We start from the raw sequence: 26,692 nt of genomic DNA, 5'->3' as shown, positions 1-26,692 counted from the left end.
CACTTTTATTGTTCTTTTCCTGTATCATTTGAAGGTAGTTTCTTCACTTGTTTTTCTTTAAATATTTCTCCAATTGCCCCAAGAGTACCAAGTGTTTCAATTGCATTAGACGGGATAAAGACTTTATTTGCTGGTCCTTTTGCAACTTCAGCTAATGATTCAAATGATTTGTAAGCAAGTATACGCTCATCCAAATTCGCTTCACGAAGCAATTCAATACGATTTTGTTCTGCTTTTGCGATTTCTTCAATTGCCCTTGCTTCCCCTTGCGCTTCTAATTCTTTTGCTTCTTTTATACCTTCAGCTTCGCGAATACGCGCTTCTTTATCCCCTTCAGCCATCAAGATTTTACTTTGCTTTTCCCCTTCAGCACGAAGGACTTTATCTTGTTTTGCTGCTTCAGCTTCTAAAATAATCGCACGTTTATTACGCTCAGCCTTCATTTGTTTTTCCATTGATGCTTGCACATCTTTTGGCGGGTTAATATCAACAACTTCGACACGTTCAATACGTACGCCCCATTTTTCTGTTGCTTCATCAAGCGCTAAGCGGATTTCTGTTGAAATTTTTTCACGACCAGATAACGTTTCATCCAGTTCCATTTTACCGATAATTTGACGCATCGTTGCTGAAGTAATATTACGAACACCATATTCATAGTTTGAAATACCATATGTCGCAAGTTCTGGTTCAACAATTTGATAGAAAATAATAGTATCAATTTCTACTTGAACATTATCTTTCGTAATTACCTTTTGCGGTGGTACATTCGTTTGTTGAATACGTAAGTCATGATATACACGAACACGATCTACAATTGGTATTAAAATATTTAACCCTGGGTGCATGATACGTTGAAACTTACCAAATCTTTCAACAACCCCAACTTTTTGCTGAGGAATAATTTTAATTGTTAATGCGATAAATGTAACTACAATTAGTGCGAATACAATCGTTAACGTTAATGCTACCATATTTATTCACTCTCCTTTTTCACTTGTAATATAGTACTATGCCTCTTTATAACAACGACTTTTTCTCCAGCATCAATTGAAGAATCTGCAATAGCTGTCCAAGTATCTCCATCCACTTTCACAATACCATTCGCTTCATTTGTAATCGCTTGCATAACAATCCCTTTTTTACCAACAAGCATATCTACTGTATCAGTAAAACCTTTTGCTTCTCGAAAGTTTTTTGAAATTCTTTTCGTAAAGAATGTCAAAGTTAAACTTACAATTGCACCAACAGTAACTTGTAACAGTAGTGCATCAGGAGCAAACAAAGCAATAAGACCTCCGACAACAGCTCCAATTCCAAGCCAAAGCATGTAAAATGTAATCGACAACATTTCTGCGATAAATAAAATACCAGCTATTATAAACCAAATTACCCAAGCAGCCATATGCAACCCTCACTTTCTTTCTCATTTTCTATATGTATATGAAGAAAAGAATGGTTTATCCGCCCTTTCTTACACTTGGGCGTTTGCTACAAGCTATTGTACATACTCACTGTTACAATGATCATTAATATAATACTATATCAATATATTCTTCATTATACATGAAAATCCCTTTCAAAAAGTGACAAAAAATTAAATTCTTTAAAAATTTTAATTTTTAAATTACAATTATTCTAATTACTAAATACTATTTTTTATAGAGGTGATAATCTTATTGAGAAACCTGTCACTAATCTACTATTTAGGTTCCAAAATATGCATTACTCTCGCTGACATCGTATATGTAATGATTATTACAACTCATATTTTTATAGCAACTAAATCAGCTACTATTACTGCTCTTTTTCCATTATTACAAGTTATCACAAATCTAATTGCTAACATCTCTGCACCACTTATAATAAATCGTTTTCCATCTTATACGCTGTTATATACGCTCCAATGGCTGAAAACAGTCTTTTTACTATTATTAATGATTTTGTTCCCGGTCTTATCCACAAACATTATAGCTCTATTAACTTTTATTTTTGTCATTTCATTATGTAGTGGGTGGAGTGCTCCGTTATTATACGGTATTCTCCCGCGCCTTACACCGAAAGAAAAATTAGTAAAAGTAAATAGTATCTTTTCCTTTTCAACACAAATTGTGCAAGCCGTTGCTTATTCATTTACGAGTATTGTCGTTCTTGTCATTGGCGCTACTTCTACACTCATGATTAATAACATTTTAATGATTTTCGGATGCATTGCATTACATTTTTCATTACGTTCCATACATACTGAAAGAATAGCAGATTCTCCCTCTTCCAAAAGTACTGTTTTATTGGAAGGTTGGAAACTCCTATTTCAAAATCCTTCTCTCCGTACCGTTACATATATGGACTTAATCGAAACTTTCGCAGGGACAATATGGATTGGTGCTATTACGATGGCATACGTTACGACTATCCTTCATAAAGGCGAAGAATGGTGGGGATATATTAATACAAGTTATTATGTTGGCACGTTAATCGGTGGTCTATTAGCATGGAAAATGAGTTCCTATATTCAAAACAATTTAATACGATCTATGTCGATTGGCTCTCTTATATTTAGCATTCTTACATTTTTATATGGTATGACGAGCAGCGGATTTATTGCGCTTTTTCTATGTGTTCTAATGGGACCATGTTATCAAATTAGAGATATTTCCCAAACGACTGTTTTACAATCAAGTATCGCCCCTGCTTTATTATCCAAAATGTATACAGCACATGGTGCACTTCTTTCAACAGCCTCTGGACTATCTATGCTTAGCATTGGCATTATTACTGATATGTTCGGTGTTCGTACAATTTATATCATCGCTTCTATTCTTATTTTATGTTCCGCTTGTTTATCTTTTAGTTTATTAAAATATCATAAGACAGAGCAGAACGATATTTCACTTTAATCACTAAAACAAAGAGAACAGGGATTCCTGTCCTCTTTGTTTATTCTATTCATGATAAGTTGGGGATTTTTCTATGCTTTGTCGCTTGTTCAAAAGCATAAGCTAGCTTAATTAATATCCCTTTAAAGAAATTCACTTTCCTTATTTAAACACCTTTAATTTCCCGAAAAATAAAAAAAGTCTGAAACGGATTAAACTTCGCTTCAGACTCTTACATTACTGTGCGTATACTTCATCTAACAAATGTAAAAACTCACCTTGTTTCCCAGCTAATTCAGGGCATTTTGCAATATCAACCCATTCGTAGCAAAATACTAATCCTTTATCTTCCTCACCAGCACTTACAATATGTTCCCAAGTATCCTTTACATCTGTTAGTAAAGTTACATGAAAAAAGTGGCGTTTTTCATATTCCTGTTTTTCTTTCATATGTATGATGTAATCTGCTAAAAAACGTTCTATGCATAAATGACGCAATCCGGATTCTTCCTGTACTTCACGCAATATAGCCGCTTCTAACGTTTCACCTTCATCAACCGTTCCTCCTGGCACTTGAATACCAGCTTCATGTATATCACGATGTTTAAAAACAAGTAATTGCATAACCCCCTCTTGTTCTCTTGTAATATATGCATGTACTTTTTTCTTATATAACATCGTCATTGTACGTCTCTCCCCTCAATTGTTCACTCTGTTACTTCTTCAAGCGTCAGTTGATTATCATACAAATATGTAGCTTGTGGATTTCCCACATACCTTACGTGCCATGGTTCATATCGATAGCCCGTAATCGTTTCTTTCGCTTTTGTGTATCGAACAACAAAACCAAATTTATGGGCATTTTCAGAAAGCCACTGACCTTCTTTCGTTTCCCCAAAAACCGTCTCTAACTGAAATTTAGCAGATTGAGACGTAATATCCATAGCTAGTCCAGTTTGATGCTCACTTGTGCCAGGAACCGCGCTAGACATTGCTGTTTTTGCTACCCCGTCTTGTTTTTTATACATCGTATTTAATGCTTTTTGTCGATCAAAAGATCTAAATCCAGAAACTGCAAAAAGAAAAATACGCTCGTTGTCAGCCTGCTGAAACATATCCTCAAGCGCCCTCGCAGCCTCTTTTCTCATCTTTTTCTTTTCTTGATCACCTTCACTAGAGTAGCGCACTTTCGGAATAATTAAATCTGGCGGTCTATACCCATCTGGTAAACGCCTACTTTTATTTACAAGTACAAGCATTGAATTCGGATTATTAATTACCGCAATATCCCCATCCATATTAGCAATCGTTTCTTTCGCTTTCGGAAATATGCTATTTACACTTACTTCCCGCGCCTGCTTATCCTTATACATTTTATAATTGATTCCTGCTACTCCAATAATAATTATTGCAGCTACAATACCAAGTAGTGCCCATCTTTTTTTCATATAACGACCTCTTATTTTAATAATTTGGCCATTTCATACTCATCGATGCCCTTTCCATCGATAATAAGAGCAGCTTTTTTGACACCTTCTTTCTCAAATCCAGCTTTTTTATATAGTGCCTGAGCTCTTGTATTGTGGGCCATTACTGTTAATTCTAAACGCCATACATCATGTAATTTTGCCCACTTCTCAACCTCTTTAAACAATCTCGTCCCAATACCTCGCCCGCTATACTCTTGCAAAATACCAATTACAATGGTTGCCACATGCCTCTTTCTTTGAATGTTATTTCCATTCACTAATATAAAACCTACTATTCTCTCATCTTCAACTGCTACAAATATTGTTGCATATTCATTTTCTATAAAGCGATGGATCATTTTTTCTTGTTGCTCAGCTGTAGTTTTCCTTTCTCCTGGTTCATATAACATAAACTTCGTTTCTTCATCTAATTGCTTACTTAATTGCAAAAATGATGCTGCATCTTCTATTTCGATTTCCCTAATCACTTCAATCACCCTACCAGTTTCATAATAAAAAGTTTTCCTTATAAAAAGATTTTCTCTACTTTCCCGAAAATTCCTTTGTAAATCTCCTACTATAAATTGACAAATTTCGATATTACTATAACAACGACAAATTATGTCTATTCTGTGACGTCTCATCATTACAAAGAAAAAACGCAAGCATTACACTTACGTTTTTTCAAAAATACTGTGAACTCATCCTCATCAGGTGAGGTCTCTCACCAATTTAAAATTCACTTTATCCATTCACTTTTTCTGCCTGCCAAAAATATTCACCAAATGCTTTAGCAAGTGCATCAATTGATCGATTCAATTCTTCCTCTGTATTATCTACACCGCCAACTTCTATTAATATCGCTTGTCCTGATAGGTCTTGATTATAGATTCCATTTCCTGTCTGGAACCCTTTTTGAATGACCCCACGGCTCACTCCTGGATATTTCTTATTAATCGCCTCATGTAAAGCTGTCGCTAATTGTAAGTTTTTTTCATAGTTTTTATTTCCTTTCCCTACTACAAATGCAAGCTTTGCATATGATTTATCTCCAATTGTTTTTGTCGTTACATTCTTTCGGGCACTATCACGATGCAAATCAAAAAAGTATTGAAGATCTTTATTTCCAGCCATAGCTTGCTGCACAATTTCCCGTGACATTTTATACGAACTATTACTGTTTAAACCTTTACTTATTAACTTTTGACCAACATCACTCTTATCGTTAGTAGCTCCAATCCCTTCACCTTCTAGTTGTTCACGGAAACGATCTCCTAATATAGAAATATTCGATACAGAACTCGTTGCTTTATTCGGATTCGGGTCATTCGTTAAGTTAAGTAAAGGTAAATAAGATTCCCAGCTATGTGTATGATAAATAAACGCAACTTGTCTCTTCCCAGTCGTTTGGGACGGCTGTTTTTTCTCTTTACTCGTATCTTGTTTAGGTACTTGTCCAGTTCCACTAGTCCGTTCCTTCACCACTTCTTCAAGAGGAACACTCGACTCTATCGGTAAGTTAGAATAATTTGTACCCTCACCCGCAATAACAATTTCTGTATCGTACTTACCAAACCCCGGGAGCTCTTTCCCGACGAAACTGCGTACATCATTAAAGCGAATATTTGTAGCCATAGAAAAGAGAAAAGAAGAAATTGAAAAATCTTGATTCAAATTTCGATACTCCTGTGTAAAATAATGATTCTCTTTTCCAAGTACATACATGTAACCATTCATCGATAACTCATTTAACCAATTATATAAATACGTTGACTTTGTCTCTTTCATAGAGGTTACCATCATACTAATAAGAAAAAAAGTCGCTAGCATTGTAGTAATAACAAATAAAACTAACTTACGCATACTTGTAAACTTCATAAAAAAAAAGCCCCGATTCATACTATCACCTCTCTATTTCAAGTTATGTACAAGCCCTAGAGAATAGACCGTTAAAATTTCGGCTATATTGTTAATGAGGTGAAATGAATTGAAGCTATTAATAGGAATATTACCAATCGCTCTATCATTCATTTTTTATTTGTCCGCTAAGCAACCAAAAATCTCTATTGTGCTACATATTTCTGCGTACTTGGCACTGTATGTACTCGGTATAATTATTTCCATTAATATATACGATGTTTTAATACAAGATTTAGTTTTCATGACGAGCATTCATGGAATTTTACTGAATCCATTTTTCCTTATTGCAGGAGCGTATATAGGAACATACACTTTGTACCTACTTTTGTCTCACATTATTATGAAAATAAAAAATGGAGCGTAATGAAATGCAACCACCATTTATCTGTCATACATGCAAAAAAAGAATTATGAAAAAGAAAGATCTTATTACAGCCACATGGTACTTCCGCTTTTATTTATTTCACAGTGATTGTTTTAAACGACAGCAAGTGTTCATCTCACGATTTCTCCCTGTGAATACACTTTTCAATTTCTTTCTTATTATATATGGACTTATTTTTGGCAGTATTCTTATGATTACAGAACCATCTATTATTTGGCTGACTTTCTTTTTTCCCATTTTTTATCGGTTTCTTTCTTATTATTATGTTGAACGTTTTTTCTCTACATAACGCGCAGACTGACCTCTCGGAATACTTAAACATTCCCACTCATTTTCTTTTAACATCTTCCCAATGTAAATAATCTGACCAATATGCAATGCATAATGAGCAATTTGCCTTTCAATTGCTTGCATGACAGTATATGCTTCACTGCGAATGTATACCGTCTTCAATAAGTGTTCCGGCGTTAAAGTATTCATCGTATTAAAAACATATTTCCATCCTTCTTGCCAAGCTATAAGGGTTTCTTCTTTTGAATGATAGCATCCTTCAAATTCACCATCTCGATTACGATCTGTTTTTTCACCATCAGACGTTAAAAAATCCGTCCATCTAGAACGCATATTACCGTGCAGATGCTTAATAATAATCGCTATACTATTTGTTTCTTCATGAGAAGACCATTGTATTTGTTCATATGATAATTGAGAAAGTGCCCGTTCCCCTTGTTTCTTTGTTGCTTTAAAGTTCGAAATCGCACATTGCAAATATTCTTGTCCGATATCCATATTAGCCCCTACCTTCACCCTAGCTAATTTTTGTTCCATTTGGCAATTCCATATTAGGCTGAAGTAACACAACATCACCAGCTTCAGGAACACCACCAAGCACAAGTACTTCTGATTTGAATCCAGCTACACGCTTTGGTGGAAAGTTTACAACAGCAACGATTTGTTGACCGATTAAATCTTCTGGACTATACCTTTTCGTAATTTGAGCACTTGACTGCTTTATCCCGATTTCTCCAAAATCTATTGCTAGTTTAATCGCTGGTACTCTCGCTTCTTTAAATTCCTCTGCATGTATTACAGTTCCAATTCTCAAATCCAAATTTAAAAAATCTTCAAAATTAGCCATTTATCATTCCCCCCAATTATTACTTAGACAAAATACAAAAATCCCCTTCAAAAAAAGAAAGGTGCCTAAGCACCTTTCTTTTGTAATTCACTTGATTCATTTGATTTATAGAAGAAGAAACCGAGAATCCCGCCAATACATGATGGAATTAACCATCCGATTCCTTCGTTATATAACGGTAACATTTGTAGTACATTAGAAATCGCGTCAATTTTAATTTTCGCACTTTCTAAACCGTTAAAGAAACTAATTAACAATGCACCTAAAATAGCTCCAATATAAATTGTATTACGCTTCCCAATCCACTTATGGAAATACGAAAGTACAATTAATACAATTGCAACTGGATAAATGATCATTAACACAGGTAATGTTACTGCGATTAATTGTGTTAAACCTAGGTTAGATACAATTAAACTAAATACACATACCATTGTTACAATCGTTTTATGCGAAAGTTTTGGGAATAAGTTTGTAAAGAAACCCGCACACGCAGATGTTAACCCAACAGAAGTTGTTAAACAAGCGAGTATAATAACAAGCCCTAATAAAATTTTACCACTCGTCCCATATAGCTCATTTACAACATTCGTTAAAATAAGACCACCGTTTTCTGAGATACCAAGTGATGTGCTTGTTGAACCAAGATAAGCAAGCGATAAATAAATTAACGTTAAACCAAGTACAGCGATAATACCTGATACTACTGTTATTTTTGCAATTTGACTACTCTCTTTTATCCCTTTAGAGCGGATAACTTGTACAACGACAATTCCGAATACGAGCGCGCTAATTGCATCCATCGTTAAATATCCTTGAATAAATCCACCAAAGAAAGCATTTTCTTTGTAAGCAGCTAACGGCGCAGCTGGCTCTCCAATTGGATCAATAATTGCCTTTCCGACAATAACAGCGACAATTAATACTAATAATGGTGTAAGAAACTTTCCGAACCAATCCACTAATTTAGATGGATTTAATGATAAATACCACGTTATTCCGAAGAAAACTATCGTGAAAAGAAATAGCATGTACCACTCTGAAACCATTGCCTCTGATAAAAACGGCTTCATACCCATTTCAAACGAAACAGCTCCAGTACGAGGAATCGCGAAAAATGGTCCAATTGCTAAATAACTAATCAATGGGAAAATAAACGCAAATATAGGGTGGACTCTAGAAGATAGCGCTTTCAAGTCCCCCTCTACAAACGCGACAGCTGTTACAGCTAGTAGGGGTAATCCGACTCCCGTTACAAGGAATCCTATTGTAGCAATCCAAACATTCTCTCCTGCTTGTTGACCTAAAACTGGCGGAAAAATTAAATTTCCTGCTCCTAAAAATAATGCAAATAGCATTAAACCAATTGCTACCGTATCACCTGGCCTTAAACGTCCCTTCATGCTCTTCATTTGCATAGCACTTTTTCATTGTTTATCTCTATATTTTACAATATGCTATGCATCCTCCTCTCTGCTCAAGATGATAAAATATGCCCCTTACAAAGCAGTGTCTTTCTCCATAATTTCTCCATTCCCCTTATTTTTACTCTAATCATTAATATAATTATTATTTTAATTTTTGATTTTTTTGAATTTTTAAATCATTAGAGTGTTATTACGTGGAGTACAGTTGTCAGACCTCTTTGTTTTTATCACACATATAGTAACATATTTAGTTGCAAAATAAAAACATATTTTCAAATTGATTTTTTTGAAAATCGAAATTATCTACATTTTTTATTCTCTTACACAAATATTGTTATAATCTCACCTATTATTCAATCGTTATTTTCAAATAACTTTATACACGTAACATACAAAAGCCATCTAATATAATTTGAAGTGACCCCCGAAAGTTAGACAGGTCGTTTCATTAGGCAGCCTCTAGGGTATGAGCCCGGTATTGTACTGGGCTCATACCCTTTAATTTTGCCTTAATTCTTTTATGATTATAGTATTCTATATACTTTGCTAATTCTTGTTTGAAATGTGTTATACTTTCAAATTCTTTTCGATACAAAAATTCCGATTTCATAATACCGAAGAAATTTTCAATAACGGCATTGTCATAACAGTTTCCTTTGCGAGACATACTTTGAGTTATGCCACAATTCTTAAGAGAATGGCGGTATTGTTTCATTTGATAGTGCCAACCTTGATCAGAGTGAATGAGGAGTTTATCCGGATCGGTTACACAATAAAGGGCTTGGTCCAACATCGTTGAAACAAGGGAATAGGTCGGTCTGGAACTAATTGTATACGTGATAATTTCACCATTAAATAAATCCAACATTGGTGATAGGTATAACTTCTCCCCAAATAACTTAAACTCCGTAATATCTGTAACCCACTTTTCATTTGGTTTTTCAGCTTGGAAGTTGCGATTTAAAATATTTGGCGCAATTTTCCCAACTGTCCCTTTGTAAGAGCGATATTTTTTCATACGAACCAGACATTTTAACCCTAATTCTTTCATAAGGCGATATACTTTTTTATGATTTACTTTGTGTCCACGATTCATAAGTTCATCACGAATACGACGATAACCATAACACCCATCGTGTTCATTATAAATAGCTTGAATCAGTTCTTTTACCTCCGTATTTGGATCAGGACGATTAAAATGTTTCATCCAGTAATAGTACGTACTACGTGGAATGTTTGCGAGTTGAAGTAACTCCTTGATAGGAAATTCATGCCTTAACTCGTAGATTACTTGCGCTTTGTCTTGTTTGGTGATTTTTCTTTGTTTTGAACTAAGGCATTCAACTTTTTTAAATATGCATTTTCCATACGTAAACGCTCATTTTCCGCTTGTAAGGCTTCGATTGATCCTTCATCTACTGGTTTTATTTTTTTATCTTTCATGGTTGGACGCCCCTTTTTCTTTGATTGTAGGGCATCCAATCCTCCTGTTTCATAAGCTATTTTCCATTTCCGAAGTGTTTCATAAGACGGTATATTGAAAAGTGCCGCTGTTTCTCTGATAGATGTCCCGTGTTCATTCATATAATAAAGTACATCTAGTTTATACTGGGCTGGGTAGAATGTATAGCACTTTTCAAAGGCCTTTTCACCTGAAGACTCATATCGTCTAATCCACTCACGAAGTACGCTAGGGTTAACTCCTATAGATTTAGCAATTATTTTTCCACTTTCTGTACCATCTAAATATCGTTTCACCGCTTGGATTTTTTCTTTTGAAGAAAATTTAGCCATAAAAAATGCACCTCCAATTGTTAGACTGTGTCTAACAATTGGGGTGCACTTCAAATTTAGATGGCTTTTGTATGTTACTCTATCGTTTCAACTTCACGTGGATTTTTCATCTCTTCCACATACACAACTCTAAATCCGTGATCTTCTAAATCTTTCAATAATGTCTCTAATTCACCGTCGTTAAACTCTTCTCCTAATGTAAACATAATTCTACGAACTAATAAGGCATCATTATCAAAAGTCATCAAACTTTGAATACCAGTGTATTTCTTTAAAACTGTCGATAACTTTTGGATTGCTCCATTATAGTCTTGCGTTCCAATCATGACAGAGTATTTACTAGAGTGAACACCCCATGCATCCTCTAATAACTCAAAAACTTTTTTATGCGTTAAAATTCCAAGGAAAACCCCTTTTTCGTCAACTACTGATAAATAAGGCAATTTTTTTATTGTAAAAAATACTTTAAAGAAAGATGAATCTTCTCTCACAAATCCTTCTTTATCGTTTAATAATTGTATTACACTCTCATCAAGTGATCCTTTATATTCTAAAATATCTACTTTATATATATTCCCTAAAAATTTCTCTTTTTTTTCATCTAAAACTGGTACACAACGATACCCCGTTTTATTTAAATGCTCTAGCGCTTCCCCTATCGTAATCGAACTTGAGCACAGTAAAACTTCCCTTTTCGGTACGTAATTCCCTTTAATCCTCATAAATAGCCTCCTTATGTTAAAATACTTTCTGTGCCATAACTATATTATATTTTCAGAAAAAAATAAATAATTTATTTTATTTTTCTGAAAATTATTCATTTTCTTGTCATAATTTATTCATGAATCCTTCACTTGCATATTTTTGCTATCAAATCTTCTCTCTGAATTACTGAATGAAAAATATATTGTAACTTCTTTCAAAAAAAGCTAAAATAAGAATGAGAATTTTCTGAATATTCTAAGAGTAGGTGGTTATATGTCCTTATTACGCTCACATATATGTAAATTTATAATTGGTATTATTGTTATTTTTGCCATAAGTCCTATTCCAGCTCTTTTTATTACACACAATTATTCTTATCAAAATGGATTTATTAGCATTTTTCAAAACTTCGCACAGCTTTCTTCTATATCAATTCCAAAGGTTGATTGGATGCATGAATCTATCTTTTTCTCAGCAAACCAAATGATACATACTTCTAATCATTCAACACCATTATTCCCTTACATATGGGAAATATATTTTATATCGATTGTTCGTTTTACTTTTACCCTTGCGATCGGATTTTTCATAAGTTTGGGTATCGGCCATTTATTTTTCAAAGTACCTAATTCGTTTAAAAAGTTTACTACTGTATTGAAATGGATACCTTACTCTTTTTGCACTGTAGTATTACAATGTTCAGTCTTATTACTACTTCTATACATCGCACAATTTATAAACCTTCCTTACTACTCATCATTTATCATCGTATGTAGTACTTCCATGATTATCGTTATGCAAGCAGTAAAAAAATGGATTCCTTTCTTAAAAAACACAAATGAATATGAAATAAAACATGATGCTTTTCTTGTGGATACATTGTTTTTGGCGCTTACTTCGAATCATAAATCAATTTTAGGTTCCATTATTCTTTCATTCGTTTTTATGGAATGCGTTTTTCATGCAAATGGACTGTTACAATTTATCGTTCAATTTGGCGGAAATTCACCCATAATTGTTACAATCGGCTTATTACTACTCTATATCCCATATAGCATACTTTCTTTCCTTCAAACACTATGGACCACAAACTACTCCAAGCAACAGTCATACACTTTAACGAGAAGTGTTCCAAAACCTTAATTTAAAATAACCCTCTATAATCTAAAAGTAGGGGGTTATTCCTTTTGTATAGCGGACAAAATAACAGCAAATTCAAAAACTATTACAGAAACATACCAATATTTACCCTTTTCCTTTGACTATTCTTTTCATTTGGATTTATTATAAAAGTATAACATAATTGCAGGAGGTGACATCTTTATTCCAAACCTTGGAATGGAGAACACGCTTGGACATATTAAATATTTTTCTCATCTTTGTACTTATTCTTATTTCTGGCTTTTTCGTTGCATCAGAATTCGCTGTTGTAAAAGTACGAAAAAGTCGAATTGACCAACTTGCAAATGAAGGTAATAAACAAGCTTTAGCTGCAAGAAGCGTCCTATCTAATTTAGATGTTTATTTATCAGCTTGTCAGCTCGGAATTACAATCACTTCTTTAGGGCTTGGTTGGCTTGGTGAACCGACTGTGGAACATATACTACGACCGCTCTTTGAAAAAATTAATATTACTGGAACAATGGCTAACACTTTATCTTTTGTTATTGCTTTTAGTGTTATTACATTTTTCCACGTTGTATTAGGTGAATTAGTTCCAAAGTCTTTCGCAATTCAAAAAGCAGAAGCAATCACACTCAAATTTGCAAGACCGCTTATTTTATTTGATAAAATTATGTACCCATTCATTTGGCTACTCAATAGTACAGCTATATTTTTCACAAAATTACTCGGATTAGAACCTGCGAAAGAAAGTGAACTTGCTCATTCTGAAGAGGAATTGCGACTCATTTTAGGTGAAAGTTTTAAAAGCGGTGAAATAAACCAAACCGAATATAAATATGTAAATAACATTTTTGAATTTGATGATCGAGTTGCAAAAGAAATTATGGTTCCTCGTACCGAAATGATTTGCTTATCTACTGAAAATACGTTAGAAGAAAATATGGATATCGTCGCTACTGAAAAATATACACGCTATCCAATTATCGAAAAAGATAAAGATGATATCATTGGGATGATCAATACGAAAGAAGTATTCCATGATCAAACGAAAGGTATTTATAAGCCACTTGAATCTTATATACATCCTGTTCTAACTGTATTTGAAACAGTTCCAATTCGTAAAACGTTAGTCCATCTTCAAAAAAATCGCGTTCAGATGGCAATCGTTATGGATGAATATGGTGGTACTGCCGGACTTTTAACGATGGAAGATATTCTTGAAGAAATCATTGGAGAAATTCAAGATGAATTCGATGCGGATGAATCACCTATGATTGAAAAGCGTACACCTAAGCTTACTGTTTTAGATGGAAAGGTGCTTATTTCTGAAGTAAATGATATGTTTGGCCTACATATTGATGATAGTGATTTAGATACAATCGGAGGATGGCTTCTTTCTCAAGCAGTTGACTTAAATATTGAAGCTGGCTATTCCATTGAATATGCTGGTTTTCAATTTAAAGTATTAGAACTTGATGGCCATCAAGTCAAAAAAGTTGCTGTACATAAACTAGATATTAAAAAGGAGCTATAAAGTGACTGTTTTATTAACAATTTGTATCATTGCCTGTTTCGTTGTTTCATTTCTCGCCTTTATTTATCCAATTATCCCTGGCATACTAGCTGTCTGGGCTGGATATTTGATTTACCATTTCGGTATAAATGGAGGCGAATTAACAACTTCTTTTTGGATTATTCAAGTCATTTTCACTCTTTTCATTTTCGTTGCTGATTTTATTGCAAATGGATATTTCTTAAAAAAATACGGTAGTTCTAAATGGGGCGAACGTGTCGGAATGATTTCTATCATTGTCGGATCGTTCTTCTTCCCACCATTCGGACTTATTATCATACCGTTCTTATCAGTATTTATAACAGAACTAGTGCATAAAAAAGCGCCAAAAGATGCCTTTCTAGTTGGAGTCGCTACTGTAGTTGGTTTTTTAAGCAGTACAGTAGCGAAAGCAATTCTCCAAATCATTATGATTATCATCTTCTTGTGTTATATCATCTTTTAACCATCCCGACTTCGGGATGGTTTTTTAATATGCAATACCTACTCGACTATTTTCATATATGTTTTTCTTACATAGATCCCATGCAAAGTGTGCTGTATCACCCACTGTAATTTTTGATCCACCCTCTGGCAATATATCTTTTTCAGTTCGATATACCTCTGTCGCCTCACCATCTATTAAATGTGTCGGACAAACAACTGTCCAACATAAATTATTACTATTACTTAGTACTTTATATGCAGCCAAATGATCTTCCGCTGCCGTTGTCGTTTTCCTTTTTGATTCCGTTGATTGAAAACGATATAAATTTAGATTTGTTCTTGCTTGTAAAATACCAGCTGTTCCTATTGTTATGATTCTACGAACCCCTTCTTCTTCCATTTGCTTAATGATTTGTGGCATACTCTTCCCTAATGTTCCATTTTGATCCGTTCCAAGTGCACTAATTACTATATCGCTTCCTTCTATCACTTTCTTTATATCATTTTCGTTCAATACATTACCTTCTATCACTCGTAGCCTTTCATGTTGTATTTCTATTCTATTTAAATCACGCGCTAATGCAGTCACTTCAGCTGAATCCTTTAATGCTAAATTAATTATGTTTGAACCTACTCGTCCTGTTGCTCCCAATATACATACTTTCATTTGTTTTCCCCCTCTTTCATTCTCTTTCTATTTTTCAATAATCTCAGTCAATTTACAACAAAAAAGCTTCCTCATATATGAGAGGAAGCTTTATTATTACTTTATTTCTTTTCTTTAGAATCAGTAGACTTCTCGGTTCCGCTTGTTTCTTTATCCTTTTTATCCTCTTGTTGTGTTGTTGTGTCGTCTTCTTTCTTCTTGTCCTCACCTTTACTACAACCTACCATTAATAAAGAACTTGCAAGTGCCATAGCAGTTAATGATTTAACCCATTTATTCATTTGCGTTTCCTCCTTGTGATAGAATATGTACAACCTCATATTACTCTCTATTTTTAAAGGAGAGATTGAAAAACAGTAAATATACGGTAAATTTTTGTAAATCTTCTGATAACAAATCCTAATTTTAATTTATATATTTCATTTCCAATCGATACACAATAAAATTAGTTTTTTCTCTCAATGGACGTAAAAAAACTAAGGCGCATACCATTTCGCCTTAGTTTCTCATGCAAACTTTTCATTTTCATATAGATGTGTAATCTTATATTCCTTCTTCATAACATATTGCCACACACTATAAGCGTAACGGTTCATTTTCAGGAAACAATTTTCCAAAAATGAGCGAAACTCTGGATTAGCAACTTCCACTGCAACTTGAGCAAACTTTAAAGCTAATCGTTTCAAGTGCGCAATATAACTGGTTGCAATATGAATATCCCCTGTATATTTACTAACTGTTTCCTTTTCCATTTCATGCAAATCAAACTCCGTTGTTTCACAGGTTATATGTTGCACATTCTCTCCTTCTTGAAAATTTACTTGTTCATTATATGCTTGTAACATATATGGTAAATGGTGCTGTAATAGATTTTTTAATTCTTCGTCTCTGACCTTTCCAGCATACTCTCCAACCTTGTATATTAGTATATAACTATATCTCATTAATTCTTTCATACAGTCCATTAAAGCGCCTCCCTTCTCTTTTGTCCATATACTATAAATATGATGCTAAAACATTCGCTATTCTTGCTAAAAACCAATCCCATCTACTAATTTTCTCAAAATCTTCTTCAGAAAATCGTTTTGATTTATGAAAGTCTACCTGTAATCGACTCCATACTTCATCAACAACGGTTTTATCATATATGATACAGTTAGACTCACAATTTAAATAAAAACTTCTATTATCAAAATTCGCTGTCCCAATATCAACAATTTCTCCATCAATAATTGTTACTTTCCCATGAAAAAATCCATTTCGATATTGATAAATCTCCGCTCCAGCATGTAACATATCTTTCAAATATGGATAGGCAGCTTGTTTTAACAATATGGCATCACTTTTAAATGGCACGAGAATTTTCACATTAACACCACGATTTAATGCAGCTTTTAACTCTTTCACCATTTCTTTACTTGGTACAAAATATGGTGTAGCGATAATTAAAGACTTTTTAGCCTGCTTTAATAGTGCTCCATATTTTTCCCATAAGCCTTTTCCATTTGAAAATAAATATTGATATTTCACATTCCCTAATGTAGGTATACTTTCATGTATAGGCATTTTTTCTCCTGTATCTTCTTTCCAATCTTCGGCGAACTTTCTTTCCATATCCACTGCACCCTCACCATGGATACGCACGTGATAATCACGCCATGGCCCAAACTTTGGATCTTGTCCAAGGTACTCCTTTCCGATATTAAAGCCACCGACGTATGATACCTTTCCATCTATCGTAACAATACGTCTATGATTTCGTTGATGCAAAGAATAGAACATATTTTTCAGTTTCGGTTTTTTACTAAATGTAAACTTCACACCGTTTTCTTTTAATCGGCTAATTACCTTTTTCTTCAGCTTATATCCGCCTACCCGATCGACTGACAATTTCACTTCTACTCCGCTAGATGCTTTTTTCTCTAATAACTGTAAAAACTCTTGGCTTATTTCGTCTTTTCCTACAATATAAAAATGGATATATATATACTTTTCTGCATCGTTTATATCGTCAAATAATTTTCTATATAACTCTTCACCGTTCGTATATAGTTGAAATTCACCTAATCGAACTTGTCCTAATTCATATTCACTAGCCATTTCCTTCCCCATTTCCACATCGATGTTCATCCAAATGAATACACCTATTAAACAAAGGATTATAGCGAAAAAGTGCTTCATGGATAAATTCCTTTCTCCACTTACTGTTATTTCTATATCTTCCCTTTTTTATTACATTATCATTCAAGAAAATATGTCATTGCATGATATATGTCCATATCAAACAATAGCTCATTTGCATATTGTATGTTGTATCTTAAAATAAAAGGAGGAAATAACAATGGGCTTCGCACATGGTAATGGATTTGCGCTATTAGTCGTATTATTTATCCTCTTAATCATCGTCGGTGCTGCTTGCTTCTGCTAAGTAGCTACTGTCATATGATATGTGGATGAAAAAACTATAAAAGCGGACACCTATTTTTAGGTGTCCGCTTTTCATTTTAAAACCATTTCTGACTGCTATAGTAACTTAAATGGCTAAATATTCATCTCAAAAGGTTAACAATGTGGCTACTTTCTTACTCTCTGCCTTACGTATATGACGCTGTTCTGCACGTAACACAGCAATACGATGTAATTCTTTCTCTTCTTCTGTTTCAGGGATAACACGCGGTACTGGAACTGGATTATTTTCCTTACTAAGTGCCACAAAAGTAACGAATGACGTTGCCGCTATACGCTTCTCACCTGAAATTAAATCTTCAGCCACTACCTTCACAAACACTTCCATCGAAGTTCTTCCCGTCCAAATTACGAAAGATTCATAACTAACACAATCTGAAGAACGAACAGGATGTAAGAAATCGACCCAGTCCATAGATGCTGTGACACATTCCTTTCTTGAATGTCTGGATGCTGAAATAGAAGCAACCATATCCATCTCCGCTAATATCTTCCCACCAAATAGCGTGTTATGATCATTTAAATCTGTTGGGAAGACTCGGCTCGTTTTGAACACCCTTGACTCATTGGCTGTTTTCCCCTTTACTTCTGTCATTGTTATCACCCCTTTAATGATCTATCCCTAATATTTCAATAATCACTATACTAAATGAACTACACGTTTAATATTAACAACATTCAGAACTTTTAGTCCACAAAAAAGAACCGATTTTATCAATCGGCTCCTCTAAATACATATTGTTCTTTCGGCTGTTCAACTTTATTCCATTTTGTTACTTCTAATACAGGAATATTCGCATGAAACGGCTGATAAAACTCAGTAGTTATCTCTCCTTCTACTTGAATCCAGTCATCATTATTCCACTCTACGCCTTCTGGTTTTTTCACTAACATACCATACACACCAGAATCTGCTACGCAATGTATAATACCGAAACGGAATAAGAAGTATTGTTCTTTTTTAGAAGAATCATCTCTAAAAACAAACCCTTTAAAAGATAATTTTTTCCCAGTAAACTCGCCAGGATAATTATAAATTGTTTCCATACCCTTTAGGAAGTCTTCATCTTTCAAATTAATATTGTCTTTCGTAACAAACTCTTTCTTCCCTTTTTCCATTACACCGCGGTATCCTTCTTTCCCGTAATAAATGCTCGTATCAGGTCTTAGGAATTGTCTTGTCATAAATGGATCCTTACTTTCTGCTTGTGCAACAGGAAAGTGAAAGCCCTTCGCTTTAACAATATCCGAATCTAGCGTCGCAATTGGGAAAAATAACCCTGAGATAATTGGAAAACAAAACAATGAGTACGAAAATGCTTTTTTCCACCATGTATTCTCATCTTTTGAATGATCATGCCCGCAATGGCTATGGTCGCAACTGCAATCATTTCTCTCTTTTTCCTTTTGGTGCTCTTTTTGGAAAACGACGATAATTTGTACAATCGTTAAGAAACCTAAAATAATTGCTGCTGTTGTTGATAAATAGGCATACTTCATATTGATATACTTCGTAATGTTACCGGAAATATGAAGTTGCGCAATTAATATTGTAAAACCTAATAATATATATGCTCGAAACATAACCTACCACCCCATCGCATAAATGAGTAGTGAGCTTGCATAAACAACAAGAGTAACTGTAACTATAACAACAATTACAAATTTCGTTTTAAATGTCGCAAGCATCATAAACATATTTTTAATATCCACCATCGGTCCGTAAACGAGGAACGCGACAAGTGAAGCTGTTGAAAACGTACTTTGGAACGAAGAAGCGATAAATGCATCTGCCTCTGAACAAAGTGATAATATATAAGCAAGTCCCATCATAACAGCTGATGAAGAAAACGGACCTTGTCCAATAGCAAGAAGTGTTGAAGTTTGTACAAACGTTTGTACCGCTGCTGCAATTAACGCACCTAGTACTAAATATTTTCCCATTGAGAAGAACTCCTCAACAGCGTGTGTACATACATCCCACATTTTTTTACGCAGTGGACGCTTATTATTCACTTCTGGGAAGTGATCATCTCTTAATTGATGTTCTTTAAACATAAAGGATAATATAATTCCAACGATAATGGCTACGATAATCGCTACAATAGAACGATACCATACCATGTGCATACTACTCCCAAAGGCAACATAAGTAGCAAATAATACAACTGGATTAATAATAGGTCCAGTTAACATAAATGCAATCCCTGCGTATGGTGGAACACCTTTTCCAATTAATCGTCTTACAATCGGAACAATTCCACATTCACAGCCCGGAAACAACATACCTAAAAAAGTAGCTAATAAAACAGACAGAAATCGGTTTTTCGGCATCCATTTTGCCACCATATCTTCTGTCACGAACATTTGAATGAATCCTGAAATAAATACACCAATGAGCACGAAAGGAAGTGCTTCGATCAATATGGAGATAAAAATTGTATTCATTTGCAGGAATGCTTTCGGTAATTGAAACAATTCCATGATGTATTTCCTCCAACTTTTCATTAACAATATGTAATTTTAACCCCATTTCATTAATTGAACAAGGCTTATATGGAATACATACCCTTTATATACATTACATTGTACAAGTTATATTCTATTCAAAATTTGAGATTTCATAGCAAAAAAGCTGCTCTAGCGTAGTTGTATAACTATGCTAGAGCAGCTTTCTTATCGTTAAAAGTAACGTTTCTTCCAAAAAACAAAAGCTAACGTGAAAGATAGTGTTACACATATGATGAGTACAATTACAAAACCGTGGGCTTCCCCTTCAAACGGAACCTTTACGTTCATTCCAAAGAAACTAGAAACCATCGTCGGTAAAGATAAAATGATCGTAATTGACGTTAACAGTTTCATAACACTATTTAAATTATTTGATATAACGGAGCTAAAAGTATTCATCATTCCACTTAAAATGTGACTATATATTTCCGCCATTTCAATAGCCTGTTTATTTTCAATTAATACATCTTCTAATAAATCTTGATCGTCTTCATACATTTTTAAAAATGTACTATTACGCATTAACTTTTGAATTACAATTTTATTAGCCTTTAATGACGTTGTAAAGTATACTAAACTTTTCTCAAGGCCTAACAATGTGAAAATCTCTTTATTTTTCATTGACTGATTTAATTGATGCTCTAAATCAATTGTTTTTCGATTTATTTGCTTTAAGTATCTTAAATAATAAGTAGAAATTGTATATAAGAGCTGAAGTGCAAAGCGCGTCTTCTTAAACGTATAAAATTCTTTAATACGTTGATTAATAAAACGTTCAAAAATTGGATTCTCTTCTAAGCAGATTGTAACAAAACAATCCGGCATCACAATCATACCTATTGGAATCGTGTCATAAATCGAATTTCCTTCTTCGTCATGTCTAACTGTCGGAATATCGACGATAATTAAAGTATTATTGTCTTCCTTTTCAATACGAGAGCGTTCTTCATCATCCAAAGGGTCTTTAATGAAATCTAAGTCTACATTTAAAGTTTGTACTAGATATTGAATTTCTTCTTCTGTTGGATGAAGTACATTAATCCAGCACCCCTTTTGCATTTCCTCAATCTCTTGTAGTTTTCCGTTTCGGTCTGTTAAATATATATTTAACATACTATCACCCCGATTCTTTTTACATGTAGGAATCTACCTCTCTTAAATCACAGTTTTTAAACCGCCATTCTCAGCATATGAAACATACGTTTAAATTTCAATAGAAAAATTATTTTGAAAACGTTTTTATAAGAAAAATATTATAAAGTGAAACTTTAATCAGTGGGGGCTTCATCCCCCACTGATTTTCAGCCCTCACCAATCGGGCTTTTACGGGCTGCCCGCCCCCAACCAAACTTCTTTTCTTTCGCTGAATTTTGAGATGAGGATCTTACTGCCCGTTAGAGCGGGATAAACATAGAAAAAGACAGAGTGCTCTCTGCCTTAAAAGCTTATGTTGCCTTTATAACATATTTAGAAAGCATCCACAAGTTAAACCCAACTGAAATCGTATAGCCCGCGTATGTTGAAATGATAAAACTTACATAATCGAAATACGGAAGCAATACAATATTTAAAACTATCTTCACAATAATTCCAATCACTAGTCCTAGCACCGTCTTCTGCTGTTGATTGATTCCTTGTAGCATAGCAGCCGTTACTGTAAAAAGAGAAAATAGTATGCAAGCAGGAGCATAATACTGTAAAATGATTCTCCCCATCTCTGGATCATTTCCAGCACCAAATAAAAGGGTATATACAGGCTTGGCTAACACCATCATTCCAATTGCCGCCGGTACCGTAATCGCTACTACTAATACATTTGTTCTCGTAAAATGTTTGTACAATAGCTTCGTATTTCCTGCTGTATAAGCTTTCGTCATCTCTGGTACGAGAGACATACTAAAAGCTGTCGCAACGGATACCGGGATAAGCACAACCATTTGAACAAGGCCAATTATTGCATTAATTTTTTCCGCTTCGCCTTGCATATACCCTATCTGTATAAGTAGTTTATTAATTGTAAATGTATCAATCGTCTGATACAACGGAATTGCTAAGCCTACTACAACAAAAGGAATAGAATATGTAAAGAGCTCCTTATAAAGCGAGAAAAAAGATTTCGTTGTTTGTGGTATACTTGCCATTTCTTTTTTCTTTAAGTGCCTTCTCCTTCTCATATAATACGCACTTAAAACAGTTAATCCACCTACAGCTCCCATAAAGGCACCGAACGTTGAAATACCAACTGCTAGCGAAACAGAAGCTTTTAAAACATATAAAACGACAAAGCTTCCTATTAAAATGGTTAAAACCCGAAAAAATTGCTCTACAACTACACTTAATGCAGAAGGCCCCATCGATTGGAATCCTTGAAAGAAGCCCCTTAATAAACTCATTACTGGCACAAGTATTAACGCAAAACTTACAATTCGAATATTAGTAGTAACCGCTCCTACACTATTCCCCGTTTGATCATTCCCATCGATGACAAGTTTAGCTAAATGCGGAGCTAGCATATATAACGTAAAACACGAAATGACTCCCATTATAAACATAAACACGATTCCACTTTTCAACACTCTCTTAACCGTATGATAATCATTTAGTTGATCATATTTTGATACCATCTTTGAAACAGCTAGCGGTAATCCCATTGTTGCTATGCTGAGCATGATGGTATAAGGACGATATGCGTATGTGTATAGAACGTAACCACTCGTACCGACCATCGCTGTAAATGGTATAACATATATAAACCCTAACATTTTTGATATCATCGTTGCCATCGTTAAAAATATCGTTCCACGTATAAACGGTGACCCTTTCATCACATTCCTCCGCTACGCTTTATTATTACACATTATGGACAACTCCTTTTCTTTAGAACTGAAACAAACAAAAAAAGCCAATGAATTATCATTGACTTTAACGCGCTGCTTTTTTCTTTTTGAAATACTTTAAACCAAAGTATAGAGCAATAAAAAGAACAGCTCCTATAATTATGTAATGTGTGTAATCAGATGCATACTCTTTAATTTGTCGCCAATTCCCACCAAGTTTTTCACCTAAGTATATAAATAGAATTGACCATGGAATGATCGCTACAACCGTATAAAGTGTAAATAGTTTTAATGGCATCTTAGCTAGTCCTGCTGGAATAGAGATCGCATGACGTACTACTGGGATAAAGCGCGCAGAAAATATTACGCCTGCTCCATAACGCTTAAACCAACCTTCCGCTATGTCTAAATGATGTTTATTAATAAGTAGATATTTCCCATATTTCTCTACAACCGGACGCCCTCCGTAGTATCCAAGCCAGTATAAAAAGATTTGCGCTAAAGTACCACCAATCGTTCCGGCGATAACTGCACCCACAAAACTAATTTTACCATTCGCTACTAAAAAGCCAGCATACGAAAGTACAATTTCACTCGGGATTACTTCAATCATTAAAGCAAGAGCTACTCCAAAGTAACCTAAGCTTGCAAAAAATTGCAATAACTGATCTATTATGTTTGCTAACATGTTCTTTTTTATCTCCTTTTTTCTTCACATACCATCCCATTATTACATAAAGGCTGCAATCTGCCAATATCTTCATTTTAACAATATGTACAATTCAAGCAGGATTAATCTATTAATTTCTCTTTCTGCGGATCTTTCATGTAGGCAAACATCTCTTTAATTTGGTCTTCTGTATTTCTAGCAATTGATAAATTAGGCAATTCATTTTCACCAAAAAACTCCACCTCTTCTGTTTCAATGCTAGTTTTCTTTTCTCCACCAATAATCTCACATCCAATGAAAATCTTATATACATGCGTCGCCGATGGAGATGGTTGATGTTTTTCTTTATCAAATATAGCTAGTAACTTAAAATGATCTACCTCATAACCAGTCTCTTCGAAAACCTCTTTTGCTGCAACTTCGGTTGGCGTATAACCGACATCAGCCCATCCACCTGGCAATGCCCATTTCCCATCGCTTTTTTCTTTCACAAATAATAACTTTTCATTTTGAAAAACAACCGCTCTTATATCAACTTTAGGTGTTTGATAGCCTGTCTCACTTGCAAATAATTTCTCTACGACTTCCCAATCTGTTTTCGTGTAATGTGACATCATTGAAATAGAAATATCTCGTAATTGCTGGAAACGCTCAATATCATACACATCCTTAGAATACGTTAAACCCGCTTGAGCTATAGATTGTATTTGTTTTACCCAATCAATCCATTTAATCGTCATATATCCGCATCCCCATTCTCTATCAAATATATTACTTCATTTTCATTGATACATCTTTATTATACAAAAAAAAGAGATTGATAACGTCTCAATCTCTTTCAAAATTAATCCAATTCATGTAAGTGGTCTTGTATATACTTTCTTCTTTTATTTATATATTCATAAATCATATCAGCCTCTTGATCAAATGTTTCTAATTTTTCTTTCATGTATGGATCTTGTAGTAAATATGGACGAATCAATTCACACAACCCTTCTACTTTCGGCCTCATAAACGAAACTGTAAATTGATCTTCTAATATTTCTTCTAAAATACTTCGATACTGCTTTCTAAATACAGGTATGTCTAGCAATCTTGCACTCAACGTATTATAACCTTGAATGCGAATATATTCATGATTAAGCGGTCTCCCTTGTACATCTCGCCCCCAAGTCGCATCATAATCCCACGGTATAACTTCGAATAAATTTGTTTCATCGTTATGATATAGTGCATAATTATGAACAAAACCATCAAAGTTTTGCGTAAAAATAACTCCTGCTAACCATCGTAAATATTTATCTACATGTAGAAACTTCCCAATCTCTTTTTCATAGGCTTCCCTCGTCAAAGTATTCGCTTGAAATACAAATTCACTCAGCTGTTCTTCACTATTTTTATTCGAATATTTAAATTCATAACCCGCAAAGAGCTCTGTCTTAACATCTTTATCTCGTTCACTCATTAATGAAAAATTCGCATCATCATCTATCGCATAATAAATAGAACCACTCGGTAATCCTCTATTTTTTAAAAAATTTTCATCAACCGATTCTAACTGTAAGTACACACCTTGAATTTGACCATTAATTTTTATAAATACATGTTGTGATTTTGGCGAAAGTACACCAATATCATGAAAAAAATCTAAAGATAATTTATTTCTTATGAGAGACGGATCCATAAACTCCGAATTCAAATGAAACTCTTTCGCACCTTGAAATTTTTTAGGCTTATAAAACATAACATGATAAGACTTTTTCTCAAATTCGCGAATATGAGCTCCTCGGTATACGATATCAATATCATACTTCTTTTTTCCATAAGTTAATTTTGCTGGCACTGGACTATCTGACCAAATGTCCTTTTTCAATTCCACTAAGTACATTGGATGAACAAAAAAATCATATGAAGGCAGCATGTTTTCTCATCCCTTCTCAGTTCTCTTCCTTCAATGTATGCGCCTTTTCTTGTCCATACATCCGCAATCATCTATTTATATAAAATTACACTCTTGTCCTGTTCAGAAAGATGCCTACATACATATCATGTTAAGGAAAAAGAATACCTTTTCACTTTAATACATGATAAGGAGGATTTCTATGAAACGTGATATTAGAAAAGCTGTCGAAGAAATCAAAAGTGCTGGGATGGAGGATTTCTTACACCAAGATCCAAGTACTTTTGAATGCGATGATGATAAATTCACTCATCATCATTGTACAACTGGATGTAAATGTACAACTGGGGGTAAATGTCCAAGAACAAGATGTACTCGCGTGAAACATTGTACGTTCGTTACAAAATGTACGCATGTGAAAAAATGGACATTTGTTACGAAATGTACTCGTGTACGTGTTCAAAAATGGACGTTCGTTACGAAAGTAACGCGTAGAAAAGAATGCGTATTAGTTACGAAACGTACTCGCAGAAAACATTGTACATTCATTACAAAATGCATACGCTTTGAAAAGAAATTTTTCTGGACAAAACGAAGTTTCTGTAAAAAATGCGAATTCTTCCCTAACAGACACGGTCACTCTTGCGATGATTCATGTGATCATGGTAAAGACTGTCACGATAGCGGACACAAATGGAATGATTGCAAAGGCGGACATAAATTCCCATCTTGCAAAAATAAGAAATTCGATCACTTCTGGTATAAAAAACGTAACTGCTAGTTTTTATACCACCAAAAAAAGG

31 protein-coding genes are annotated in these 26,692 nt (G+C 34.2%); 8 read left to right on the top strand and 23 right to left on the bottom strand.

Features of this window, described 5'->3' with window-relative positions; all coding sequences use genetic code 11:
• Nucleotides 1–5: 5 nt before the first annotated feature.
• Nucleotides 6–974, bottom strand: coding sequence for an SPFH domain-containing protein (locus NST27_RS09990; RefSeq protein ID WP_000226265.1), 969 nt, complete (start codon nucleotides 972–974; stop codon nucleotides 6–8).
• 2 nt (nucleotides 975–976) lie between these two features.
• Nucleotides 977–1,405, bottom strand: coding sequence for an NfeD family protein (locus NST27_RS09985; protein ID WP_000741974.1), 429 nt, complete (start codon nucleotides 1,403–1,405; stop codon nucleotides 977–979).
• Between the two features lie 274 nt (nucleotides 1,406–1,679).
• On the opposite strand from NST27_RS09985, the gene NST27_RS09980 reads away from it, so the two are divergent.
• Nucleotides 1,680–2,897 carry an MFS transporter gene (locus tag NST27_RS09980; protein ID WP_001245219.1) on the top strand — a complete coding sequence of 406 codons (1,218 nt, stop codon included), beginning with the start codon at nucleotides 1,680–1,682 and terminating at the stop codon, nucleotides 2,895–2,897.
• A gap of 216 nt (nucleotides 2,898–3,113) precedes the next feature.
• Here NST27_RS09980 and NST27_RS09975 read toward each other — a convergent pair whose 3' ends face one another.
• The 4 genes from NST27_RS09975 to spoIIP all read right to left on the bottom strand — a co-directional run bounded on the left by NST27_RS09975 (nucleotide 3,114) and on the right by spoIIP (nucleotide 6,244).
• Complete coding sequence (locus tag NST27_RS09975; protein ID WP_000178293.1) at nucleotides 3,114–3,560, bottom strand: NUDIX hydrolase; 447 nt, start codon at nucleotides 3,558–3,560, stop codon at nucleotides 3,114–3,116.
• Nucleotides 3,561–3,583: 23 nt separating this feature from the next.
• On the bottom strand, nucleotides 3,584–4,324 hold the full coding sequence (locus NST27_RS09970; protein WP_000747644.1) for a M15 family metallopeptidase: 741 nt from the start codon (nucleotides 4,322–4,324) through the stop codon (nucleotides 3,584–3,586).
• An 11-nt stretch (nucleotides 4,325–4,335) separates the two neighbouring features.
• Nucleotides 4,336–4,833: a GNAT family N-acetyltransferase gene (locus NST27_RS09965; protein WP_000617572.1), complete on the bottom strand. Its 498-nt coding sequence runs from the start codon at nucleotides 4,831–4,833 to the stop codon at nucleotides 4,336–4,338.
• Nucleotides 4,834–5,089: 256 nt separating this feature from the next.
• The gene (spoIIP, locus tag NST27_RS09960) at nucleotides 5,090–6,244 is read right to left on the bottom strand and encodes a stage II sporulation protein P (protein ID WP_001079280.1); all 1,155 of its coding nucleotides are present in this window, start codon (nucleotides 6,242–6,244) and stop codon (nucleotides 5,090–5,092) included.
• A gap of 88 nt (nucleotides 6,245–6,332) precedes the next feature.
• Here spoIIP and NST27_RS09955 point away from each other — a divergent pair, with 88 nt between their 5' ends.
• Both NST27_RS09955 and NST27_RS09950 read left to right on the top strand, forming a co-directional pair.
• The gene (locus NST27_RS09955) at nucleotides 6,333–6,629 is read left to right on the top strand and encodes a hypothetical protein (RefSeq protein ID WP_000770736.1); all 297 of its coding nucleotides are present in this window, start codon (nucleotides 6,333–6,335) and stop codon (nucleotides 6,627–6,629) included.
• Nucleotides 6,630–6,633: 4 nt separating this feature from the next.
• Nucleotides 6,634–6,939 carry a hypothetical protein gene (locus NST27_RS09950; RefSeq protein WP_047386009.1) on the top strand — a complete coding sequence of 102 codons (306 nt, stop codon included), beginning with the start codon at nucleotides 6,634–6,636 and terminating at the stop codon, nucleotides 6,937–6,939.
• Here the strand turns inward: NST27_RS09950 and NST27_RS09945 are convergent.
• From NST27_RS09945 to cbpA, 5 genes are all read right to left on the bottom strand, one after another.
• Nucleotides 6,912–7,478, bottom strand: coding sequence for a DUF1572 domain-containing protein (locus tag NST27_RS09945; protein ID WP_000435823.1), 567 nt, complete (start codon nucleotides 7,476–7,478; stop codon nucleotides 6,912–6,914). The genes NST27_RS09950 and NST27_RS09945 overlap by 28 nt on opposite strands.
• Nucleotides 7,459–7,788, bottom strand: coding sequence for a chaperone CsaA (csaA, locus tag NST27_RS09940; RefSeq protein WP_001263017.1), 330 nt, complete (start codon nucleotides 7,786–7,788; stop codon nucleotides 7,459–7,461). Before csaA ends, NST27_RS09945 begins: the two co-directional genes overlap by 20 nt.
• A gap of 65 nt (nucleotides 7,789–7,853) precedes the next feature.
• Nucleotides 7,854–9,191: a branched-chain amino acid transport system II carrier protein BrnQ4 gene (gene brnQ4 / locus NST27_RS09935; RefSeq protein WP_011110049.1), complete on the bottom strand. Its 1,338-nt coding sequence runs from the start codon at nucleotides 9,189–9,191 to the stop codon at nucleotides 7,854–7,856.
• Nucleotides 9,192–9,663: 472 nt separating this feature from the next.
• Nucleotides 9,664–11,009 (bottom strand): IS3-like element ISBth10 family transposase gene (locus NST27_RS09930; protein ID WP_085962496.1). Its coding sequence is split into 2 segments (ribosomal slippage): nucleotides 9,664–10,568 and nucleotides 10,568–11,009, totalling 1,347 coding nucleotides; the frame shifts between segments, so codons are not numbered across the junction.
• Between the two features lie 74 nt (nucleotides 11,010–11,083).
• Nucleotides 11,084–11,731, bottom strand: coding sequence for a cyclic di-AMP binding protein CbpA (gene cbpA, locus NST27_RS09925; RefSeq protein WP_001220526.1), 648 nt, complete (start codon nucleotides 11,729–11,731; stop codon nucleotides 11,084–11,086).
• Between the two features lie 256 nt (nucleotides 11,732–11,987).
• Between cbpA and NST27_RS09920 the strand changes: the two genes are divergently transcribed.
• The 3 genes from NST27_RS09920 (at nucleotide 11,988) to NST27_RS09910 (ending at nucleotide 14,857) form a co-directional block, all read left to right on the top strand.
• Entirely contained in the window at nucleotides 11,988–12,857 is an 870-nt protein-coding gene (locus tag NST27_RS09920; RefSeq protein WP_000055259.1) for a hypothetical protein, read from the top strand.
• Nucleotides 12,858–13,065: 208 nt separating this feature from the next.
• Entirely contained in the window at nucleotides 13,066–14,373 is a 1,308-nt protein-coding gene (locus NST27_RS09915; protein WP_000353738.1) for a hemolysin family protein, read from the top strand.
• A gap of 1 nt (nucleotide 14,374) precedes the next feature.
• Nucleotides 14,375–14,857 (top strand): DUF456 domain-containing protein, encoded by a 483-nt coding sequence (locus NST27_RS09910; protein WP_000217338.1) that lies wholly within the window; start codon nucleotides 14,375–14,377, stop codon nucleotides 14,855–14,857.
• A gap of 24 nt (nucleotides 14,858–14,881) precedes the next feature.
• Here the strand turns inward: NST27_RS09910 and NST27_RS09905 are convergent, their stop codons facing one another.
• The 4 genes from NST27_RS09905 to cls all read right to left on the bottom strand — a co-directional run bounded on the left by NST27_RS09905 (nucleotide 14,882) and on the right by cls (nucleotide 17,686).
• Complete coding sequence (locus NST27_RS09905) at nucleotides 14,882–15,505, bottom strand: NAD(P)-dependent oxidoreductase (protein ID WP_000861653.1); 624 nt, start codon at nucleotides 15,503–15,505, stop codon at nucleotides 14,882–14,884.
• 101 nt (nucleotides 15,506–15,606) lie between these two features.
• Nucleotides 15,607–15,786: a hypothetical protein gene (locus NST27_RS09900; RefSeq protein ID WP_001045960.1), complete on the bottom strand. Its 180-nt coding sequence runs from the start codon at nucleotides 15,784–15,786 to the stop codon at nucleotides 15,607–15,609.
• Nucleotides 15,787–16,011: 225 nt separating this feature from the next.
• Entirely contained in the window at nucleotides 16,012–16,470 is a 459-nt protein-coding gene (locus NST27_RS09895; RefSeq protein WP_000340535.1) for a spore coat protein, read from the bottom strand.
• 31 nt (nucleotides 16,471–16,501) lie between these two features.
• Nucleotides 16,502–17,686 (bottom strand): cardiolipin synthase, encoded by a 1,185-nt coding sequence (gene cls, locus NST27_RS09890; RefSeq protein ID WP_033689718.1) that lies wholly within the window; start codon nucleotides 17,684–17,686, stop codon nucleotides 16,502–16,504.
• Nucleotides 17,687–17,846: 160 nt separating this feature from the next.
• Between cls and NST27_RS09885 the strand changes: the two genes are divergently transcribed.
• Entirely contained in the window at nucleotides 17,847–17,933 is an 87-nt protein-coding gene (locus NST27_RS09885; RefSeq protein WP_000505094.1) for a YjcZ family sporulation protein, read from the top strand.
• A 126-nt stretch (nucleotides 17,934–18,059) separates the two neighbouring features.
• On the opposite strand, the gene NST27_RS09880 is transcribed toward NST27_RS09885, so the two are convergent.
• The 8 genes from NST27_RS09880 to cotH all read right to left on the bottom strand — a co-directional run bounded on the left by NST27_RS09880 (nucleotide 18,060) and on the right by cotH (nucleotide 25,910).
• Nucleotides 18,060–18,566 (bottom strand): acyl-CoA thioesterase, encoded by a 507-nt coding sequence (locus NST27_RS09880; protein ID WP_000141164.1) that lies wholly within the window; start codon nucleotides 18,564–18,566, stop codon nucleotides 18,060–18,062.
• Between the two features lie 119 nt (nucleotides 18,567–18,685).
• Complete coding sequence (locus NST27_RS09875) at nucleotides 18,686–19,555, bottom strand: TIGR03943 family putative permease subunit (RefSeq protein ID WP_000488060.1); 870 nt, start codon at nucleotides 19,553–19,555, stop codon at nucleotides 18,686–18,688.
• Nucleotides 19,556–19,558: 3 nt separating this feature from the next.
• Nucleotides 19,559–20,455, bottom strand: a complete 897-nt coding sequence (locus tag NST27_RS09870; protein ID WP_000418716.1) for a permease — start codon at nucleotides 20,453–20,455, stop codon at nucleotides 19,559–19,561.
• 198 nt (nucleotides 20,456–20,653) lie between these two features.
• Complete coding sequence (locus NST27_RS09865; RefSeq protein ID WP_000932389.1) at nucleotides 20,654–21,595, bottom strand: magnesium transporter CorA family protein; 942 nt, start codon at nucleotides 21,593–21,595, stop codon at nucleotides 20,654–20,656.
• Between the two features lie 332 nt (nucleotides 21,596–21,927).
• The gene (locus tag NST27_RS09860; RefSeq protein WP_000678847.1) at nucleotides 21,928–23,307 is read right to left on the bottom strand and encodes a putative polysaccharide biosynthesis protein; all 1,380 of its coding nucleotides are present in this window, start codon (nucleotides 23,305–23,307) and stop codon (nucleotides 21,928–21,930) included.
• A 97-nt stretch (nucleotides 23,308–23,404) separates the two neighbouring features.
• Nucleotides 23,405–24,007: a DedA family protein gene (locus NST27_RS09855; RefSeq protein ID WP_000880691.1), complete on the bottom strand. Its 603-nt coding sequence runs from the start codon at nucleotides 24,005–24,007 to the stop codon at nucleotides 23,405–23,407.
• A gap of 104 nt (nucleotides 24,008–24,111) precedes the next feature.
• Nucleotides 24,112–24,729 carry an NUDIX hydrolase N-terminal domain-containing protein gene (locus NST27_RS09850; RefSeq protein WP_000153584.1) on the bottom strand — a complete coding sequence of 206 codons (618 nt, stop codon included), beginning with the start codon at nucleotides 24,727–24,729 and terminating at the stop codon, nucleotides 24,112–24,114.
• A gap of 104 nt (nucleotides 24,730–24,833) precedes the next feature.
• Entirely contained in the window at nucleotides 24,834–25,910 is a 1,077-nt protein-coding gene (gene cotH / locus NST27_RS09845; protein WP_000937999.1) for a spore coat protein CotH, read from the bottom strand.
• Nucleotides 25,911–26,091: 181 nt separating this feature from the next.
• Between cotH and exsB the strand changes: the two genes are divergently transcribed.
• Nucleotides 26,092–26,670: an exosporium protein ExsB gene (gene exsB, locus NST27_RS09840; protein ID WP_000817498.1), complete on the top strand. Its 579-nt coding sequence runs from the start codon at nucleotides 26,092–26,094 to the stop codon at nucleotides 26,668–26,670.
• Nucleotides 26,671–26,692 lie beyond the last annotated feature (22 nt).

Origin of the sequence: Bacillus sp. FSL W8-0770, assembly GCF_038008705.1 — a bacterium.
Lineage (GTDB): Bacteria > Bacillota > Bacilli > Bacillales > Bacillaceae_G > Bacillus_A > Bacillus_A cereus.
This window is presented reverse-complemented; position numbering and strand designations above follow the sequence as displayed.